17 protein-coding genes are annotated in these 19,610 nt (G+C 45.6%); 12 read left to right on the top strand and 5 right to left on the bottom strand.

Translation table 11 applies throughout. From position 1 onward, the window contains the following. Positions 1-2 precede the first annotated feature (2 nt). From OE749_RS06765 to argE, 3 genes are all read right to left on the bottom strand, one after another. Entirely contained in the window at positions 3-983 is a 981-nt protein-coding gene (locus OE749_RS06765) for an alpha/beta fold hydrolase (protein ID WP_263711636.1), read from the bottom strand. Between the two features lie 27 nt (positions 984-1,010). Then, positions 1,011-1,418, bottom strand: a complete 408-nt coding sequence (locus OE749_RS06760; RefSeq protein ID WP_263711635.1) for a methylglyoxal synthase — start codon at positions 1,416-1,418, stop codon at positions 1,011-1,013. A gap of 84 nt (positions 1,419-1,502) precedes the next feature. After that, positions 1,503-2,648: an acetylornithine deacetylase gene (gene argE / locus OE749_RS06755; RefSeq protein WP_263711634.1), complete on the bottom strand. Its 1,146-nt coding sequence runs from the start codon at positions 2,646-2,648 to the stop codon at positions 1,503-1,505. Positions 2,649-2,939: 291 nt separating this feature from the next. Here argE and argC point away from each other — a divergent pair, with 291 nt between their 5' ends. The 7 genes from argC (at position 2,940) to OE749_RS06720 (ending at position 10,044) form a co-directional block, all read left to right on the top strand. Continuing rightward, positions 2,940-3,980 (top strand): N-acetyl-gamma-glutamyl-phosphate reductase, encoded by a 1,041-nt coding sequence (gene argC, locus OE749_RS06750; RefSeq protein WP_263711633.1) that lies wholly within the window; start codon positions 2,940-2,942, stop codon positions 3,978-3,980. Next, positions 3,971-4,783: an acetylglutamate kinase gene (gene argB, locus OE749_RS06745; RefSeq protein ID WP_263711632.1), complete on the top strand. Its 813-nt coding sequence runs from the start codon at positions 3,971-3,973 to the stop codon at positions 4,781-4,783. The genes argC and argB overlap by 10 nt, the downstream gene beginning before the upstream one ends. Before the next feature lie 17 nt (positions 4,784-4,800). After that, positions 4,801-5,736, top strand: a complete 936-nt coding sequence (locus tag OE749_RS06740) for an ornithine carbamoyltransferase (protein ID WP_263711630.1) — start codon at positions 4,801-4,803, stop codon at positions 5,734-5,736. After that, entirely contained in the window at positions 5,729-6,946 is a 1,218-nt protein-coding gene (locus OE749_RS06735) for an argininosuccinate synthase (RefSeq protein ID WP_263711629.1), read from the top strand. The genes OE749_RS06740 and OE749_RS06735 overlap by 8 nt, the downstream gene beginning before the upstream one ends. Continuing rightward, a complete protein-coding gene (gene argH, locus OE749_RS06730; protein WP_263711628.1) occupies positions 6,943-8,319 on the top strand; it encodes an argininosuccinate lyase in 1,377 nt (458 codons plus the stop codon). The genes OE749_RS06735 and argH overlap by 4 nt, the downstream gene beginning before the upstream one ends. After that, the gene (argA, locus tag OE749_RS06725) at positions 8,312-9,634 is read left to right on the top strand and encodes an amino-acid N-acetyltransferase (protein ID WP_263711627.1); all 1,323 of its coding nucleotides are present in this window, start codon (positions 8,312-8,314) and stop codon (positions 9,632-9,634) included. The genes argH and argA overlap by 8 nt, the downstream gene beginning before the upstream one ends. A 266-nt stretch (positions 9,635-9,900) precedes the next feature. Next, complete coding sequence (locus tag OE749_RS06720) at positions 9,901-10,044, top strand: hypothetical protein (protein ID WP_263711626.1); 144 nt, start codon at positions 9,901-9,903, stop codon at positions 10,042-10,044. 193 nt (positions 10,045-10,237) lie between these two features. Here OE749_RS06720 and OE749_RS06715 read toward each other — a convergent pair whose 3' ends face one another. Together OE749_RS06715 and OE749_RS06710 are read right to left on the bottom strand one after the other, a co-directional pair. Next, on the bottom strand, positions 10,238-11,926 hold the full coding sequence (locus OE749_RS06715; protein ID WP_263711625.1) for an NAD-dependent malic enzyme: 1,689 nt from the start codon (positions 11,924-11,926) through the stop codon (positions 10,238-10,240). Positions 11,927-12,013: 87 nt separating this feature from the next. Beyond that, a complete protein-coding gene (locus tag OE749_RS06710; protein WP_263711624.1) occupies positions 12,014-14,650 on the bottom strand; it encodes a penicillin-binding protein 1A in 2,637 nt (878 codons plus the stop codon). Between the two features lie 136 nt (positions 14,651-14,786). On the opposite strand from OE749_RS06710, the gene pilM reads away from it, so the two are divergent. Genes pilM through OE749_RS06685 form a run of 5 tightly spaced genes read left to right on the top strand, consistent with a single transcriptional unit; the run spans position 14,787 to position 19,323 of the window. After that, positions 14,787-15,851: a type IV pilus biogenesis protein PilM gene (gene pilM / locus OE749_RS06705; protein ID WP_263712003.1), complete on the top strand. Its 1,065-nt coding sequence runs from the start codon at positions 14,787-14,789 to the stop codon at positions 15,849-15,851. Beyond that, on the top strand, positions 15,839-16,423 hold the full coding sequence (locus tag OE749_RS06700; protein ID WP_263711623.1) for a PilN domain-containing protein: 585 nt from the start codon (positions 15,839-15,841) through the stop codon (positions 16,421-16,423). Before pilM ends, OE749_RS06700 begins: the two co-directional genes overlap by 13 nt. After that, positions 16,420-17,031, top strand: a complete 612-nt coding sequence (gene pilO, locus OE749_RS06695) for a type IV pilus inner membrane component PilO (RefSeq protein ID WP_263711622.1) — start codon at positions 16,420-16,422, stop codon at positions 17,029-17,031. Before OE749_RS06700 ends, pilO begins: the two co-directional genes overlap by 4 nt. Further along, positions 17,028-17,570, top strand: a complete 543-nt coding sequence (locus OE749_RS06690) for a pilus assembly protein PilP (protein ID WP_263711621.1) — start codon at positions 17,028-17,030, stop codon at positions 17,568-17,570. The genes pilO and OE749_RS06690 overlap by 4 nt, the downstream gene beginning before the upstream one ends. Further along, a complete protein-coding gene (locus tag OE749_RS06685) occupies positions 17,563-19,323 on the top strand; it encodes a type IV pilus secretin PilQ (protein WP_263711620.1) in 1,761 nt (586 codons plus the stop codon). The genes OE749_RS06690 and OE749_RS06685 overlap by 8 nt, the downstream gene beginning before the upstream one ends. Positions 19,324-19,610 lie beyond the last annotated feature (287 nt).

Here is a 19,610-nt window from a genome sequence, read left to right as displayed (position 1 = left end):
TTTTACTCAGCTAAAAACGAAAGAATTCGCTTTAATGTTGGAGCTCGGTATTGTTCTGACTCCATCAGTATTTCATGGCGGGCATTTTCTACTTTGACCAGTTGGCAATGAGGTAATGAATTGGCCACCTGTAATTGTGCGCGATTATCTACCACTTTATCAGCTCCAGCTTGAAGCAATAATACTGGCAGCTTGAGTCGATGCGCGTCGCGCTTCACGGCATTCATCGCATGCACTGCTTCGCGTAACCAAATGCCGGTTACGCCCCCCAAAAACACATTTGGATTTTCACGGTATTCGTCACGAAAAATGCAGTAACGACTTTCGCTATGAGTAAGCACGTTTGTCACAAAATCGTGCTCTTGATAATCTCCTTGCCCCCAAAAATACCATGGGTCAGAAGAAAGCATCTTATTCAGGGTTAAATGACTTCGAATCAACGTTTTTGCAACCCAATGAGGTAACGCGGGACGAATGCCAAACATGGGTGCACAAAAGACAACGCGACTGAAATTCTGTGGATGGGCCAATAAATATAACGCGCCGATTGCGCTGCCCATTGAGTGACACAACAACATGGGTTTTATTGTGGTGTTAGGCGAAATAACGCGTTCATAGAACACATTGAAATCGTCCACATAGTCTTTAAAGCTATCAACATAACCTTGATGAGGATTGGTAGTGAGTCGTGATGAGAGCCCTTGACCACGGTGATCATGAATAAACACCGAATAACCGGCTTGATACAAGTCATACACCACTTCTTTGTATTTGATCAGCGACTCTATTCTTCCACTCGATATTGCCACCGCCCCCCTTGCAGCCGGATGAGTCACGTATGCGTAATGTATTTCGGCCTCGCGCAAACCGACAAACATACCCGTTTTGACGGTCTCAAGCCAAAACGGTTGAATGATATTGTCGTAACGCTCGATGATTTCATCTTCGGTCATTTTATCTGCAATAGGCGCGAGCATTTCCATTCGAGTTATCCTTTACCTGATTGGCCATTAATAACTGGGCTGTATGCGCTTGTAATCTGGGTCGTTAAAAAGCGGAGATGTAATCAACATATCAGCAGTAGATGGATTACATGCTACGGGCACATTCCACACAGAACATAACCTGAGCAACGCTTTAACATCGGGATCATGAGGTGCAGGGTTAAGCGGGTCCCAAAAAAACACCAGACAGTCTAGTTTATTTTCCGCAATAAGGGCACCAATTTGCTGGTCGCCACCTAACGGGCCGCTTTTATAACGATAAACCGATAAATTGAGCTTATCCTGAATCAGCCCTCCCGTCGTCCCTGTGGCGACTAAATCATGACATTCAAGCTTTGATTTGTGGTTCTCTATCCAGCTTAACAGCGCTTGCTTTTTATGATCATGCGCCACCAGCGCAATCGTTTTTTTCATCCCTACATCCTCTACATCAATTTACTCAACTCAGCATTTTCTGCGTTAGTTTGGCCTCGTTACGTCAACACTCGCCACACCTTTCTAAAAGCAGACTCGCTTTATCATCTTTTGCAACAGTGTGACCGTCGGATCCACATAAGACAATGAAATATATTCATTGGGCTGGTGCGCTTGCGTAATACTGCCTGGTCCTAAGATTAACGTATCGCAGCCCAAGCGATTAATAAATGGCCCTTCGGTCGCATAATTTGCACTGGTTGCAGAGAACCCTGTTAGCGACTCAGCAAGTTCAATAATGCCATATTCGTTTTTACAGGCGAAGGCTGGTGCGGTTGGGTACATAAGGCGTCGTTCAATGCGTCCGGGATAGTGCTCGACCACACCTTTCAATGCATCATCTACACGCAATATGGCATCTTCATCTTCGACAACGGGAACAGCACGCATATCAAAATTTAACTGGCAATGGCCACATATACGGTTTTCTCCGTCGCCACCGTGAATATGTCCAAGGTTAAGCGTTGTGTGAGAAACCGTAAAATCAGTATCTTGCTCAGCATGCTCAAGCTGCTGTTTTAAGTCAATCAACGCGCCAATCGCCTTATGCATGATTTCAATTGCATTCACTCCCTTTGCGGGGTCGCTAGAATGCCCAGCTTGTCCCGTTACAGACAAACTATGCGCAATATGACCTTTATGTTTAGCGATGGGTTTCAACTCGGTGGGTTCGCCAATAATTGCCATATCTGGCTTTATAAGCTGCTGCTCTGAAAAAAAGCGTGCGCCCGCCATTGAGGTTTCTTCGTCGGCTGTGGCCAATATATACAACGGCTTTTTTAATTGATGTAAAGGAACCGTTTTCAGCGCTTCAAGTATAAATGCAAAGAACCCTTTCATATCACACGCGCCCAATCCATACAGACGATTATCTGCGTGGCGCAGCATGAAGGGATCTTGCAGCCACTTGCCCTCATCAAATGGCACTGTGTCTGAATGCCCTGACAGCAACAGGCCGCCCTCGCCCGTTCCTATCCTCGCTAACATATTGTACTTGCTTCGTGTCTCTGGCACCTTTTGAATACTTATGTTAAACCCATACTCTGCAAATTGCTGGCTAAGTAAATCAATGATTGCCAGATTACTTTGATCCAAGTATTCCTTTTCAGAACTGATGGATGGGACTGCAATGATACGCTTATACAAATCAATAAAAGACAAATTTTTCATAAAAATTTAATAAATATATTTATTCAGTTTTATTGCATATTTATATATCACATGGCATGCTAGATACCAATGACTTTATCACTATGCACAAATTGGAAAACATGCACCGAGTTTCATTAACTGTACACACGAATTCCCTGCCTTGCTATGCAAAAGCAGTAAAGCGACGAACCGAGTCTATTTTTATTGCATAGCCCACTCTCAGCTCATGCTATTTGGGTTTTCATGGGCGGAGAGTGCTTTTTATTTCGACTATCTTTTTATTAATCTTTTTTATTAGAGATAACACACATGACGATAAAAATGCGTTGCTGCGTCATTGGCGCCAGTGGCTATACGGGAGCTGAATTAGTTCGTTGGCTTTTATTGCATCCTCATTTCGACGTTACCGATTTATTTGTCTCTCACGGGAGCCAAGACGCAAATAAGGCACTGGCAGACATTCATCCCTCTTTTATAGCGCAAACCGCGCTGGCATTAACGCCACTTCCTGATGCGTCAGAACTTCCATCGTTTCTTAGTCAACTTGGCGATACGATGGATGCGATATTTTTAGCCACCCCTCATGAAGCCAGCCATGACTGGATGCCATTATTACTCTCAGGTAGAGCAAAGGTGTTTGATTTATCTGGCGCGTTTAGACTCTCAAATATGCATACCTTCGAACAGGCTTATGGATTTTCACATGCTCATCAGCAGATTCAGCAAACTGCGGCTTACGGACTCATTGACTGGAACCAACACGCGATTGCGCAAAGTCAGCTTGTTGCCGTTCCAGGGTGCTACCCAACAGCCTCACTATTGGCATTAAAACCACTTCAAAACCAGCAATTGTTAGACGCAGCCTTTAGGCCGATTATTAATGCGACATCGGGAGTGAGTGGCGCAGGGCGTAAAGCAAACATAAACACCAGCGTGTGCGAAGTCAGCTTGCAAGCTTATGGAATATTGAGCCATCGTCATCAGCCCGAAATTAGCGAGCACTTACATACAGATGTGATTTTTACGCCACATTTGGGCAATTTCAAACGTGGCATATTGGCAACTGTAACCGTCAAGCTTAACAACAACGTCACCTCAGAAGCCGTCAACCAAGCCTTTAAAGACGCTTACCAACATAATCGCGGTGTATTGTGCATGCCCCATAGTCCCAGACTCGACGACGTTGTAAATACACCATTTTGCCAGCTTCATTGGCAAATCGATGAAGAGGCGGGTTACGGAGTAATAACAAGCGCCATCGACAACCTTCTTAAGGGCGCGGCAACCCAAGCGCTGCAATGCGCTAACCATAGCTTTGGCTTTGACGTAGGAACCGGATTATGGACATAGCACATACCTCTAAACCACGACAAAATCGACCTTCACGCCCCGTTATTGTGGTGAAGGTTGGCGGCGCATTTATAGATGCTCCTGATAAAGCCGCATTGTTTTTTGATGCCCTCAAAGCGCAGCAGCAAGATCATCATATTGTGCTGGTACATGGGGGCGGTAATCATGTGCAACGACTCATGGACGAATTGAATTTAGACACACAAAAGGTTGACGGTTTACGGGTTACCCCACAAGAACACCTCCCTTATGTGGTGGGTGCGTTGGCGGGAACAGCCAACAAAAGCCTAGTGGCATTGGCGCGTCAATCGGGTATGGCAGCAGTTGGAATCAGTTTAGCAGACGGCAACATGACAACCTGTCAGCAGTTTTCAAATAAACATGGCGCGGTAGGCACCGTTATGTCGGGGAATAAGAAATTACTTCAAACGCTGTGTAGCGACGATTTCTTCCCCATTGTTAGCTCTATCGGGTGCAGCGCTCATGGTGCATTGCTGAACGTCAATGCCGATGACGCCGCTGTCGCTGTCGCGTCGGTACTCAATGCACGTTTGCTACTGCTCTCAGATGTAGAGGGTGTATTAGACAACCAGAAAATGCCTATACGCAAATTAAATCAAGCGGATATTCAAACGTTAATTGAACAAGGCGTGATTCGCGATGGCATGGCTGTCAAAGTCAATGCAGCACTCAACGCAGCCAAACAATTGGGGCAACCCGTCACTATTGGCAGTTGGCAAGCGCCAAACATTATCTCTCGCAGTCTCGACAAGACTGCCGGTACCACCATTTCACCTCACTAAGGTAAGCAGGACAGAACGTGAAACAAGATTTACTGACGTTTAAAAACTGGTCGACAGACACCGTCAAAGGGCTGATTAATTTAGCCATCGACACCAAGCATCATCCACAAAAATACGCCAACGCATTGGAGGGAAATGCATTAATTGCCTTTTTCGAAAAACCCTCTTTGCGCACGCGAGTCAGTTTCGATATTGGCATCCAAAAACTCGGCGGGCACATGGTGTATTTAGATAGCCAAGGCGGCAAACTGGCGGGACGAGAAGATATACAAGATATGGCGGCCAACTTCGGCTGCTGGGCACAAGGTATCATTGCCAGAGTAAATCGCCATAGCACCTTAGAAACCCTTGCTAGCCATACTCATGTGCCAGTAATTAACGCACTGTGCGATCAATACCATCCTTGTCAGGCACTGGCAGATTTTATCACCCTAAAAGAAAGTATCGGCGAACTTCACGGCAAAACGCTCGCGTATGTGGGAGATGGTAATAACGTCACACATTCATTGATGATCGTTGCAGCACACATGGGCGTTAATATGATTATCGCCACACCAGAAGGTCGTGCGCCTGATAAACGCCTCGTAGATTGGGCGCAAGACATACTCGCCACCAAAGGCGGGCACCTTACAGTTACACACAATATACATGACGTAAAACACGTCGATGCTATTTACACCGACACATGGATTTCGATGGGCGACGACACACCTTTAGAACAAATCAAGTCTATGTTTATGCCATTTCAGGTAAACGAAGCCCTTATGAGCGATAGTGGCGCGTCGATTGTGATGCATTGCCAACCCGCCCATCGCGATCTGGAAATCACAGGCACGCTAATCGACAGCCCAGCATCACGAATAATGCAACAGGCCGAAAACCGCATGCATGGCCAAAATGCTGTACTACTACACTTACTCAACAACGAATTTAAGGAACTTGCTCATGGCTAAATCTTCGATTAATAAAGTAGTACTCGCCTACTCTGGCGGTTTAGATACGTCCGCCATTATCCCTTGGTTAAAAGAAAATTATGACTGCGACGTCATTGCCTTTGCTGCCGATGTTGGGCAAGGTGAGGAAGAGCTGGAAGGGCTGCACGACAAAGCGATTCGCTCAGGAGCCTCAGCGTGTCACATTGTCGATTTGAAGGACGCATTCGTTGAGGAATACATTTACCCCACCATCAAAACAGGTGCAGTGTACGAAGGTCAATATTTGCTTGGTACATCAATGGCGCGCCCCATTATCGCAAAAGCGCAAGTAGAGGTTGCCAGAAAAGTCGGCGCTGATGCGTTATGCCATGGATGTACCGGCAAAGGGAACGACCAAGTTCGCTTTGAAGGTGCGTTTGCCGCACTTGCACCTGATTTAACCGTTATCGCACCGTGGCGTGAATGGAGCATGGTGTCTCGTGAAGATCTATTGAGCTACTTAGCTGAAAGAGACATCCCCACCACCGCATCGGCAACAAAAATCTACAGTCGAGATGCCAATGCCTGGCACATCTCCCACGAGGGAGGCGAGTTAGAAGACCCTTGGTGCGAGCCTACCGAAGCGGTCTGGACAATGACCGTATCGCCTGAGCAAGCACCAGACAAACCAGAATATGTCACTCTGTCTTTTCAAGCTGGCGAGCTCAAACAGGTAAACAACGAATCACTATCTCCCTATCAGGCGCTTGTCACCCTAAATACTGTCGCGGCAAAGCACGGTGTAGGTCGCATCGATATTGTCGAAAACCGCCTTGTTGGCATGAAATCCAGAGGGTGTTATGAAACGCCAGGGGGCACCGTTATAATGTCTGCTTATAAGGCACTTGAAAGCCTGATATTAGATAAAGCCTCACTCAAACATCGTGAGCAATTAGGGTTAGAGTTTTCTCATGTGATGTATGACGGCCGTTGGTTTACGCCGCTGGCACAGTCACTATTGGCCGGCGCAGAAGTATTTGCCAAGCAAGTGACCGGCGACATTGTCGTCAAACTATATAAAGGACAAGCCACCGTCACACAGCGCCGTTCGCCCAACAGCTTATATTCTGAAGACTTTGCAACCTTTGGCGCAGACGATGTATACGACCAACGCCATGCAGAAGGGTTTATTCGTTTGTATAGCCTGTCTAGCCGCATTGCCGCTATGCAAAAAGGAGACAAAGCATGAGCCTTTGGGGTGGACGGTTTACCGGTGGCACAAGCAGCATGTTCAAGCAAGTGAATGACTCGTTACCCTTTGATCATATCTTGGCAGAGCAAGATATTAGTGGCTCCATCGTGTGGAGTCAGGCTCTTCACAAAGCGGGCGTATTAACAGAGCAGGAGCAGTCGCATATTGAGCACGGCTTAGAACAGATATTATCTCGGGTGAAAGCAGGTGAGATTGACTTCCACCAGCGAAGTGAAGAAGACATCCATAGTTTCGTAGAAACCGAATTGATTGCCGCCATCGGGGAATTAGGTAAGAAACTGCACACGGGCCGCAGCCGCAACGATCAGGTGGCAACAGACCTTCGCCTTTGGTGTCGGTTACACTTGAAAAAGATACGTGAAGATTTACAACAATTGGCGCATGCTCTGGCACACTCTGCTCACACTAATATTGATGTGATTATGCCAGGCTACACGCACCTTCAACGTGCGCAACCAGTGCGTTATGCACACTGGTGTTTAGCCTATGGCGAGATGCTGTTACGAGATATGAGCCGCATCGACGATACGCTTAATCGTGTCAATCACTGCCCACTCGGTGTGGGCGCGCTGGCAGGTACAACATTTCCAGTCGACAGACACGATATTGCAGATGCCCTTGGCTTTTCCCAGCCTTGCGCAAACAGTTTAGATGCAGTCTCAGATCGGGATTATGTGCTCGAGACGTTGTTTATCGCCAGCACCAGCATGATGCACATGTCGCGTATGGCAGAAGACCTAATTTTCTTTAATTCAGGCGAGGCTGGGTTTATTCAATTAGGAGACGCCGTCACTTCAGGCTCATCTCTTATGCCGCAAAAGAAAAATCCCGATGCCCTCGAACTCATGCGGGGTAAATGCGGACGTGTGTTTGGTCATTTACAGAGTTTATTAGTCACGATGAAAGGGCTTCCACTCGCTTATAACAAAGACATGCAGGAGGATAAAGAGGGCCTATTTGATACCATGAATCAATGGCACATTTGTCTTTGTATAGCCAAAGAAGTGATTGAAAGCATGACCCTTAATAAAGCGCGCTGTCGAGAAGCGGCACAACAGGGCTATGCCAATGCAACAGAGCTGGCAGATTATTTAGTGGCGAAAGGAATTCCATTTAGAACGGCACACGATATTACTGGCAAAGTAGTGCTTTGCGCGCTCGAAAAAGGCTGTGCAATTGAATCACTGTCTCTCACTGAATTGCAATCTCACAGCCCTGAGATTGCCGATGATGTTTACGACATTCTTGACCTTGATTTTCTTGTTAACAAACGCAAGATTCTAGGTGGCACGGGGTTATCAGCTGTCGAAAATGCGCTGCGCGTATTTAAGGACGCAATCAATGGTTAGTAGCTGGGCTCACTCCGATAGTATCAGGTTATTTCGGCACTCCGCGCCATATATTAATGCACATAGAGGCAAAACCTTTGTTTTAGTATGCAGCGGTGAAGCAGTGGAGTGCGATAATTTTGCCAATATCATCCACGACATCGCCTTGTTAAATAGTTTGGGCGTACGTCTGGTGCTAGTTCACGGCGCTAGACCCCAGATCGATCACCGCATAGCGTTACGAGGGTTAGAAGGACGCTTTCATGAAGGCGTGCGATTAACCAATAAAGACACGCTTGAATCTGTAAAAGATGCGGCGGGTTCGGTGCGCTCTCAAGTAGAAGCTTTGCTAACAATGGGGTTAGCAAATTCTCCCATGCATGGCGCGCAAATTCGAGTGTGCTCGGGTAATTTGGTTGTCGCCAGGCCCATTGGTGTAAAAGATGGCATTGATCATGAGCATACAGGCCGAGTGAGGCGAGTCGATGTTGCAGGGTTAAATGATCACCTTAACGATGGTTCGATTGTACTGCTTTCCCCCATTGGCTACTCGCCCACAGGTGAGGTGTTTAATCTGTCACATGAAGAAGTCGCAATGGAAACCGCCATTGCATTGAACGCTGATAAATTAATTTTCTTTGGGGAGCAAAAAGGCCTATTCGACGAAAAAGGGCAAATGCTCAGAAATATCGATTTCTATCGCCTGAATACGCTTATGGCTTCACCTCATGTGCAACATCAACAGTTACTGCTGGAGGCCATTCAAGCTAGCTTAACCTCAGGCGTTGAACGCTGTCACTACGTGAGTTATCAGGAAGATGGTGCACTATTGCAGGAACTCTTTAGTCGTGATGGCTCTGGCACATTGATATCACAGCGCCACTACGAACAACTTCGTCAGGCTCGCATTGACGATGTCGGTGGCATACTTAAATTAATTAAACCTCTTGAAGAACAAGGCGTATTAGTCAAACGTTCGCGAGAAAGACTAGAGGCCGAGATAGACTACTTTACCGTTATAGAAAGAGACGGAACCATTGTTGCCTGTGCGGCGTTGTACCCCTACAAAGAAGAGCGCTGTGGTGAAATTGCCTGTGTCGCGACGCATCCTGACTACCGAGGGAAAAATCGCGGACAGCGCCTAATGGATGCCTTGAAAGCGCTCGCACAGGAACAAGCGCTTGATTCTATTTTTGTGCTAACCACCGTCACCGCGCATTGGTTTATTGAATATGGCTTTGAAGACGCACCGCTGTCGGTACTTCCTCAAAGTAAGCAACAACTTTATAACTTTCAACGTAACTCAAAGGTATTTGTATTGCCCCTCAAAACCTAGACGTTCGGTCAGTTATATCAAACAATTTATCAGGGTAATATGCTCTGGTCTTCATGACACTCCTGCACTTAACGTTACAGATGTTAGAGGAGGGTTGGTTAAGTGTAGCCTTCCCCATTCAACTCTCCTCACTTTTTCCAAACACCAAACCGGTTAATTTTCACACCAAAATATATTGTTAAATAAAAATTCAAATGCTAATCTGATTGAGCATATTTTATGCAGAAACAAAAATAGACATAACATTTTATTAAGGATAATAAATTATGAAAAAAATGAAGTTAGTTATTTTTTCTGTAGCAGCAATCTCACTATTGGGTTTCACCTCTCAAGCGTATTCCGGTGCATTTTTCGACGAGTGTGTCGCCAGCGACGGTACCATTTATAAATGCCCACTCATTCTTTTCTAAAAGGTGAAAAACAAAATTGGGTGAAGCACTACCGCTTCACCTTCATGTAGATGAAAGACGCACGTTTTGAACACTATGGATCGTACTCACAGATACGTTCTAGTGATACACACAACCATAGCAATACACAAGTTAAACCCGATAACAAAAAAGGACGCATAAAGCGCCCTGTCGATAATCAAGTCAGCCTTGGCTATATACTAACGCGTTTATAAGGACGGTAATCTGGCGTCCAGAAATTCTTTTCTATACTGTCACGCAATACGTCATCCGGTAACTCTAGCGTTAAACCTTGCTTTTCAGCCATCTTGCCAACCGCAAACGCGATCTTTTTGCTAAGTGAGGCAATGTCTTTTAGTGGTGGCAGCAGTTCACCTTGACCTGTATTCGCTAACGGTGATGCGTCAGCCAATGCCTGACTGGCTGCCATAAGCATTTCATCCGTTATCAGATTGGCACGACTCGCAATAACACCTAAACCAATTCCGGGGAAAATATAACTATTGTTGCACTGCGCGATGGGATACACCTTACCTTCAAACTCAACTGGCTTAAATGGACTGCCCGTTGCAATGATAACGTCACCATCTGTCCACTCAATAACTTGCTCAGGACGCGCTTCTACGTGTCTGGAAGGGTTGCTCAAAGGGAAGATAATTGGCGTCGTGGTGTTCTGCTTCATTGTACGCACAACGTCTTCGGTAAATAGCCCCGGCACGCCAGAAACACCAATAAGAATGTCAGGCTTTCCATTACTAACGACGTCCAATAACGACGCATACTCGCCCGCGATTCGCCAAGTCGAAGTATCGGCACGTTTTTGCACCAGAGCTTGTTGGAAGTCACGAAGCCCTTCCATGCCTTCACTTAACATGCCAAAGCGATCGACCATGAAGACCTGTTTGCGGGCTTCTTCATCAGACAAACCTTCATTGCACATTTGCTTAATGATCATTTCAGCGATACCACAACCCGCAGAACCAGCGCCGACAAAGGCCACTTTCTGATCTCGTAATCTTTCACCTTTGATGCGACAGGCAGCCAATATAGAGCCAACCGTCACAGCAGCCGTGCCTTGAATGTCATCATTGAAGCAGCAGACCTTGTCACGATAACGGTTCAGCAATGGCATCGCGTTGGGTTGCGCGAAATCTTCAAACTGAATCATGACACCCGGCCAACGTTTTTGTGCTGACTCCATAAAAGTATTCACAAACTCATTATATTCTTGCTGATTAATACGCTTGTGGCGTGCGCCCATATACATTGGGTCGTTGAGCAACTTCTCATTGTTGGTACCCACATCAAGCATGACGGGCAAGGTATATGCGGGGCTGATCCCACCACACGCCGTGTACAAAGAGAGTTTTCCAATAGGAATCCCCATACCGCCAATGCCTTGGTCACCTAAGCCTAAAATACGCTCACCATCAGTCACCACAATCACTTTCACTTTACGCTTAGTGGCATTACGCAAAATATCATCCATTTGGTCACGGTCTGTATAAGACAGGAACAGGCCGCGCGAACTACGATAAATGTCTGAGAATTGCTCACACGCATCGCCGACAGTAGGCGTATAAATGATTGGCATCATTTCATCAATGTGCGCCTGAACCAAACGGTAATAAAGCGTTTCGTTATTGTCTTGTATAGAACGCAAGTAAATGTGCTTATTGATCGGTGCAGTAAAACTCGAATACTGCATATAACAACGTTCAACCTGCTCTTCGATCGTTTCGTAGCGCGGGGGTAGAAGCCCTGTTAAGTTGAACGTTTCACGTTCTTTTGCAGAAAATGCACTGCCTTTATTCAATAGCGGCGTTTCAAGAAGGGCCGGTCCCGCATGGGGGATGTAAAGTGGGTTCTGGTTGTTACTCATGTAATCCTTTTCCAGCACAATTTGTGCTTTTTACATTAATTTGCTCGCAAGTTTAGCCAAGTTTCACGACACTTGTGGTCAGATTTGCTAGAAAATGTCTTCTTCTTTGACTTGCTGCGTGTCTTCTGTCGCAAATGGATCGATCCAATCAGTGTTATCTTCAAACACTGTGGGCTCCGTACCCGTTGCAAAATATTCGAACATAGATGAATTGTCGGTACGCTTTGTTAATTTACCGCTCTTACGATCAATTCTAACAGTTACAATACCTTCAGGAATCGGCGGATGCGATTCTGGCAATTCACCCAAAGCCTTATCCATAAATCGAATCCAAGCAGGCTGGGCAGCTTTTGCACCATCCTCTGAGCCTATCATGGCATTCCCTATCCAGTTGAATTTTTCCGGATTTTCATTAATCAGATTCTGATTTCTTGACGCACGCCCAAGCATTCGGCTCATATTATCAAAACCAACCCAGGAGGTTGCAACCAACCCTGGCGCAAACCCACTAAACCAGGCGTCTCTAGAATCGTTCGTAGTACCAGTTTTTCCTGCTAGATCTGTACGCTGCAAAATATTTCGTGCACGCCACCCAGTACCTAGCCAATACGTATTTCGCTCTTTGTCGTCACTCCAGCGACCATTTCCACGTACGGCAGTTCGCATCATTTCTTTCACTAAAAACGCGTTTTCGGCAGAAATCACCCGTTGAGCTGGCGGACTTAATTGAGGTGGTTCTTCCATCGCTACTGGGGCGAACGCATCATCTGAACGAGACTGTTGTGCCGACGCGTCCGCAAACAGCTGGCAAGTGTCACATGCAGTCGGCGGGTTGGCTTGCCACAATACGTCGCCAAACTCATCTTCGATGCGTTGGATAAAATAAGGCGTAATTGCATAACCACCATTGGCAATGGTAGACATAGCCGTCACGATTTCTAATGGCGTATGAGAGCCAGAACCCAATGACAAGGTTTCATCTCTGGGAATATCATCTTTCTCAAATCCAAACTGCATAAGGTGCTCAACCATATTGTCGATACCTACAGCTCTTAGCAACCTCACAGACACCACGTTCTTTGATTTACCCAATGCTACACGCATACGAATAGGGCCGTCGTACTGAGGCGGAGAGTTTTGCGGTCGCCATGCCACTCCCGATCTCGCATCCCACTGGTTAATTGGCGCATCGTTAATAACACTTGCAATGGTATATCCATGCTCTAATGCTGCTGAATAAATAAATGGCTTTATATTCGAGCCTACTTGGCGTTTGGCCTGTGTTGCGCGATTAAACTGACTCTCATAGAAGCTGTATCCGCCAACCACAGCTTCAACAGCGCCATTGGTCGGATTGAGCGCAACAAAAGCACCACTGACTTCTGGTTTTTGAGCTAGTTGCCAGATGTCTTTTTGTTCATTAAAACGTACATAAATCAAAGCACCTTCAGATACTATCTCGCCAGCAGATTTAGGATCTTTTCCTTGCTTGCTATCGCTAATATAGGGACGTGCCCACATCAGTCCATCCCAATCAATGACACGGTAGTCACCTGATTTTTCAAGCACCATAATGGAACGTTCGCTAACCCGCGTTACCACGGCGGGAATAAGAGGACCTACCTCATCAATATCGGCTAACGCATTAAGCATATCTGCATGCGACCAAACAGGGGAGGCAATAGTATCGTTAGACTTACTCTGTTCATTGGTAAGACTAGCACCGTCAAGCGATGCGCTAGGTGCATCCCAAAGCTGCTTTATTGGTCCGCGAAATCCGTGCCGCTCGTCATAATCATGTAAATTTTGTCTAACTGCTTGTTGGGCTGCATATTGTAGTTCCGATGATGCAGTAGCATAGATACGATACCCACCCGTTTCGGCTTCTTCTTTCCCGTACAATTCAACCATTTCATTGTAAATGAGGTCAGCGAGATAAGGGGCGTCCAATTCAATCTCAGCGCCATGTTTAGACGCAGTAACAGGGGCATCAGCCGCTTCTCGATATTGCTGTGGCGTGATGTAATTTTCATCAAGCATACGCGCCAACACCACGCGACGGCGATCGATCGAACGTTCAGGTCGACTAATTGGATTGAGCGTAGACGGCGCTTTTGGTAATCCGGCAATAGTCGCAATCTGCGCTAACGTGAGTTCATTTATATCTTTACCATAATACACCTGCGCGGCTGCACCAAAGCCAAAAGCACGATGCCCTAACTCCACTTTATTTAAATACAGTTCGAGAATTTCATCTTTAGACAGTACCTGCTCCATATGCCACGCGATAAAGATTTCACGAAGTTTACGAATATACGTTTTCTCACGCGTAAGGAAGAAGCCTCGTGCTAATTGCATGGTCAGCGTACTACCGCCTTGCCCTTTTTCACCGGTCAGAATCAGATTCATTACAGCCCGCGTCATACCGATTGGGTCGATACCTGGGTGCTCATAAAAGCGACTGTCTTCTGTTGCAAGAACAGCCTGAATCAATTGTTCCGGTGCATCCTCTAAGGTAAGCGGAATACGGCGTTTCACACCATATTGCGAGATCAGCTTCCCGTCAGATGTAAAAATCCGCATAGGTGTTTGCAGGCGAACATCCTTAAGAACGTCTACACTGGGTAGATCAGGCTTGATATAGAAATAAGTACCAATTACTGCCGACGCACCGACAGTAAGCCCTAAAAAAATAATGATAAATAAATGCTTTATGTACTTCACAGACAGAATGATACCAGAGCAATTAACAGGAAATGGCTTATATTTTATACCTATGTACCGTTATTAGAACCAAAATCGTTAAAAAAATACGTAATAATGAATTTTAACGATAGGAATTAAAGGTTTAGTGAAAACTGTGCTAAGTAAACTATTACGCCCTAAAACACAGCAATACATCGGTTTGGACATAGGTACACGCTATGTTAAAGCGGTGCTGCTTGAGAAACAAGGTGAGGCTGTCACCTTATCAGGTATTGCTAAAGAGGCGATAGCTGGAAATGCATTTGCTGAGCGCGAGATTAAAGACTTTGATGCAGTCAGTAACGCACTTAAAAAAGTGGTATTAGCCTTAAAGACTAAAACTAAAACCGTCGCAACAGCCATTGCCGGCGGCTCTGTTATCTCAAAAATTATTCAAATGGAACCGGGGCTCACTGACCACGAGTTAGAAGGTCAAATAGAAATCGAAGCCGATTCACTTATCCCATATCCACTTGAAGAGGTGTATTTAGACTTTGAAGAATTAGGCCAAAGCCGCACACATCCGGGACAAGTAGACGTGCTGCTTAGCGCCGCCCACAGAGATATGGTAGACGGGCGCATTACCCTTCTTCGTGAAGTCGAGTTTGACCCGAAAATCGTCGATATCGAAACCTACGCGTTAAGCAATGCGCTATCACATTTTTATACTACATCGTCTGATCACCATTTGGTGTGCATAAACCTAGGTGCTTCTATGCTTCAAGTGTGTGTGCGAGATAAAGAGAGAGTGGTCTATGCCAAAGAGCACAGCTTTGGTTTCGATGCTCTGATGGATGATCTTAGCGTTGGCTTCTCGATTGAAAGAAATGACGTAGAAAAACAACTGTTATCAGATGCATTGCCCGAAACGTGGCGAGACACAACCTACCCAGTTTTTTTAGCTAACTTGCAGCAACAAATTTCCCGCGCGATGCAGTTATACATTTCCGCAACACACGCTCCCCGACCAGAAAAAATTGTTCTCACCGGTGGCGGTGCGAAGTTAAACGGCTTGGCAGAAGAATTGGCACATGATCTTGCAGTTGAAATCGTTGTATTTGACCCATTTTCCAATATGGACAAAGCCGACACCATTAACACCACACTTGCTGCCAATGGAACAGAATTCGCGGTAGCCGTCGGTCTTGCGAGCAGGAGTTTTAACCCATGTCACATATAAATTTACTGTCGTGGCGTGAGCAACTTCGGGCGAGACAGAAACAACACTATTTGCTTATTTTAGGCTTAGTGGCCCTATCCTCTTTCGGCTTAATGTTTGCTGTGAGTGAAATCATTGACACGCTCATCATCAACCAAGAAGAGCGTAATGCTTATTTGAGCCGAGAAATTCTGGTCCTCGATAAGCAAATAGAGCAAATACGTGATATTCGTGAGAAGAAAGATGCCATTGAGCAACGTATGGCACTGATAGAGCAACTTCAGGCAAGCCGCAATGTTGCACCTAAAGTATTTGACGAGTTGGCAAAGATTGTACCGCCGGGTGTTTCTTTCCGCTCATTAAGCCGAAAAGGTAACAGAATAGAACTTGAAGGTACGAGTGAATCAAACAATCGCTTGTCTGACTTTATGCGGAATATTCAGCAATCTCCGGTGTTTATTAATGAAGAGTTGTCATCAATCGTCGCAGATACAAGCGCCTCAGACGCCGTTAGTGATTTCAAAATCACATTCAATATCAGCCCAAGTGTGGCGCCTGAATTTACCCCCATTGAAAGCGAAAAAGCCAAATGAAATTCGACGTTAATAAACTCAAAGAAATGAATGATTTAGACTTTGAGCAAGTGGCTATTTGGCCCTTTGAAGTCAAAGTAGTGGTTGCATTAGTGACATCAATACTCGTTTTAGTTCTAGGTTATTACGTTGTAGTAAAAGATAAACTACCTCAACTCGAACGCTCTCAAAATAAAGAAAATGAATTGAAGCAAACGTTTCGTGCTAAATACGCCATTGCGGTCAACCTTGAAGCATATGAAGCGCAACTCGCCCAGTTGCAAGATCAATTCTCCTCAATGCTCAAATCGTTGCCCACGAGTAACGAAACCCCAGGGCTGTTAGATGATATTACCTTTGTTGGAACCACCGCAGGATTGACATTTAAGTTAATTAACTGGCAAAAAGAAATTCCCAAAGAATTTTACACCGAACTCCCCATCCAAATGGATGTGAGTGGCGATTACCACGAATTTGGTGAATTTGTCTCAAGTATTGCAGCCCTGCCACGTATCGTGACTCTGCATGATTTTGAAATCCAGCGCGAAAACGATGCTTTATCGTTGAAGTTACAAGCTAAAACGTATCGAACCGCCACAAGTGCAGACCAGAAGGGGGCGCAGCCATGAAACGCCGCAGTGCTGTACTTGTTTTACTGACATCGTGCTTAGTTGCATGTCAACCCGACATTTCAGATTTACAACGCTTTACAGCAGAGGTCAAAGCGTCGACATCTGTGAGCATAGAGCCATTACCGACGTTTGAAACGCAACCGGCTTTCGACTACAGCGCGACGTCTATGAGAAGCCCCTTTCAGCGTCCTAAGCAATCGCTCACGGCGCGCAAGCAAGAATCAAAACCTAACTGCCAGCAACCTAACCTCGCTGGTAAGCGCCATGCATTGGAAAAATACGGATTAGATGCACTGTCTATATCAGGCACCATCAACCGAAATAACCAAACATGGGTACTCATTACAGCGAATGACGGTTCACTCCACAAAGCACAAGTAGGTGACCGCATTGGTTTATTTTTCGGAGAAATTACGTCGATTACCGCAGACGGAATAACGATAAAAGAGATGGTGCCGGATGGAGCGGGTTGCTGGCAGCCTAAACAGGCAAAGCTGAGCAAATCTAGCCAGGCAGGAGAAAACGACAATGTCTGAACGTTACATATTTAATAAAAAATTAAACCGCACCAACCGTGTTTGGTACTTGCTTGGTATGCTGGCTATTGCAGTGTTTGGGCACGAGAGTATGGCTCAGTCAAAAGTCGATCTGAGCAACGCTCCAATGCACATGGCTGATCTACAAAACGGTTCTGTCTTAGAGAATATCGACTTTACGCGAACCGAAAATGAAGCTCAGGTTCAGTTTCTTTTCTCAAACGAGAAGTATCAGTTACATGTAGAAAACAAAGACGCCATTATCGAAATTATTCTGCCAAACGTAAAGTTAGGAGAAGATCAACTCGTAGAGCTTGATGTCACCGAATTTGGCACGATGGTTAAAACCATTGAATCATTTGCAGAAAACAATCGCAGCCGTATTGTTATTGAAGTCAATCAACCTAGCATTGTCTCTCATGCGCGCAACAATGAGCACCTTGTGGTTTCATTGTCAGAAAAGCCAGCAACCTCTGAAGAAAACGCCGAGAACCAAGCTAAAGAGTACGAGGGAAAGCCTATCTCACTCGACTTTCAAGACGTCCCTGTTCGCCAAGTATTACAAATTATTGCGCAGGTGAACGGCTTTAACCTCGTCACCACCGACACCGTTAGCGGCAACGTTACCATTAGCCTGACCGATGTGCCGTGGGATCAAGCATTAGACATGATTTTGCGTATTAAAGGCCTAGATAAGCGAGTAGAAGGTAACATTCTTTTGATCGCGCCCAGTGAAGAGTTGACCGCCAGAGAAACTCAAACGCTGCAATCGCAGAAGCAGGTAGCCGATTTAGCACCGCTTCTCTCTCAAAGCATTCAGATCAATTACGCCAAAGCCGCAGAAATGGCCAATATTCTAAAAAATGGTGACGCAAGCATTTTAACTACACGTGGCACGGTAACAGTGGATGAACGTACAAATACACTGTTGGTTAAAGACACTTACGAATCTATCGAAGAAGCCCGTAAGGTGATTACCGAACTAGATATTCCTATCCGTCAAGTACTCATTGAATCTCGTATGGTAACGGTAAGAGACAACTACGGTGAGCAACTTGGTGTGAGATGGGGATTCAGTGACCAACAAGATACCGATGGTATCTCTGGCTCACTTGAAGGCGCAAACACGATCGCCAGCGGCAACATTCCCGTAATAAATGATCGGCTTAACGTTAATTTACCCGTTACGAATCCGGCAGGCAGTATTGGCATCCAGATAGCACGGTTGGTCGACGGGACAATTCTAGACTTGGAGTTATCTGCCCTAGAAACGGAAAATAAAGGCGAAATTATCGCTAGCCCGCGCATCACAGTCGCCAACCAGCGCGAAGCCTATATAGAACAAGGGACTGAAATTCCATATGTACAGGCCACATCTAGCGGTGCAACATCGGTAGAATTTAAAAAAGCGGTACTGAGCCTTAAAGTTACACCACATATTACCCCTGACAACCGCATTATTTTGGATTTGGTTGTTACTCAAGATACCCGCGGTGAAACTGTTTCAACCTCAACCGGCCCTGCGGTAGCCATCGATACGCAAGAAATTAGCACACAGGTTCTGGTCGAAAATGGCGAAACCATCGTATTAGGAGGCATTTTTCAACAAACGTCCACTGATGATGTGAACAAGGTTCCGCTGCTTGGAGATTTGCCTATTTTAGGCCGAATGTTTAAGAAAAGTCAGGAAGTCAGTGAAAAGCGCGAGCTACTTATCTTCGTAACACCAAAAGTATTAACTGAAGCTTTGTAAAAGTAGAGATAAGATGAGTACATTGAGATTGGTGCACCAGCGATGCTGCACCACTGGTCTGATCAGAGACACATTAACCTATATTTCGCATTATATAGCGTGTTACCTGAATGGAGCTGGCGTAAAATCGTGCAACTTGCGCTAGCATTTTTTCAAATGAGTATGATAACCTGCCGACTTCGCCACGATTTTGTGGGGAAACGTCATTGAATCTCAACACCTAAATCGTTGAGTCTTCCCTAATTTTTAGACAAAGCTGGCATTGACTGCGATCAAAACTTGCATAT

Origin of the sequence: Fluctibacter corallii (genome assembly GCF_025751585.1) — a bacterium.
GTDB classification, from domain to species: domain Bacteria; phylum Pseudomonadota; class Gammaproteobacteria; order Enterobacterales; family Alteromonadaceae; genus Fluctibacter_A; species Fluctibacter_A corallii.
Note: the sequence above shows the minus strand (reverse complement) of the source record. Positions and strands in the feature narration are given on the sequence as shown.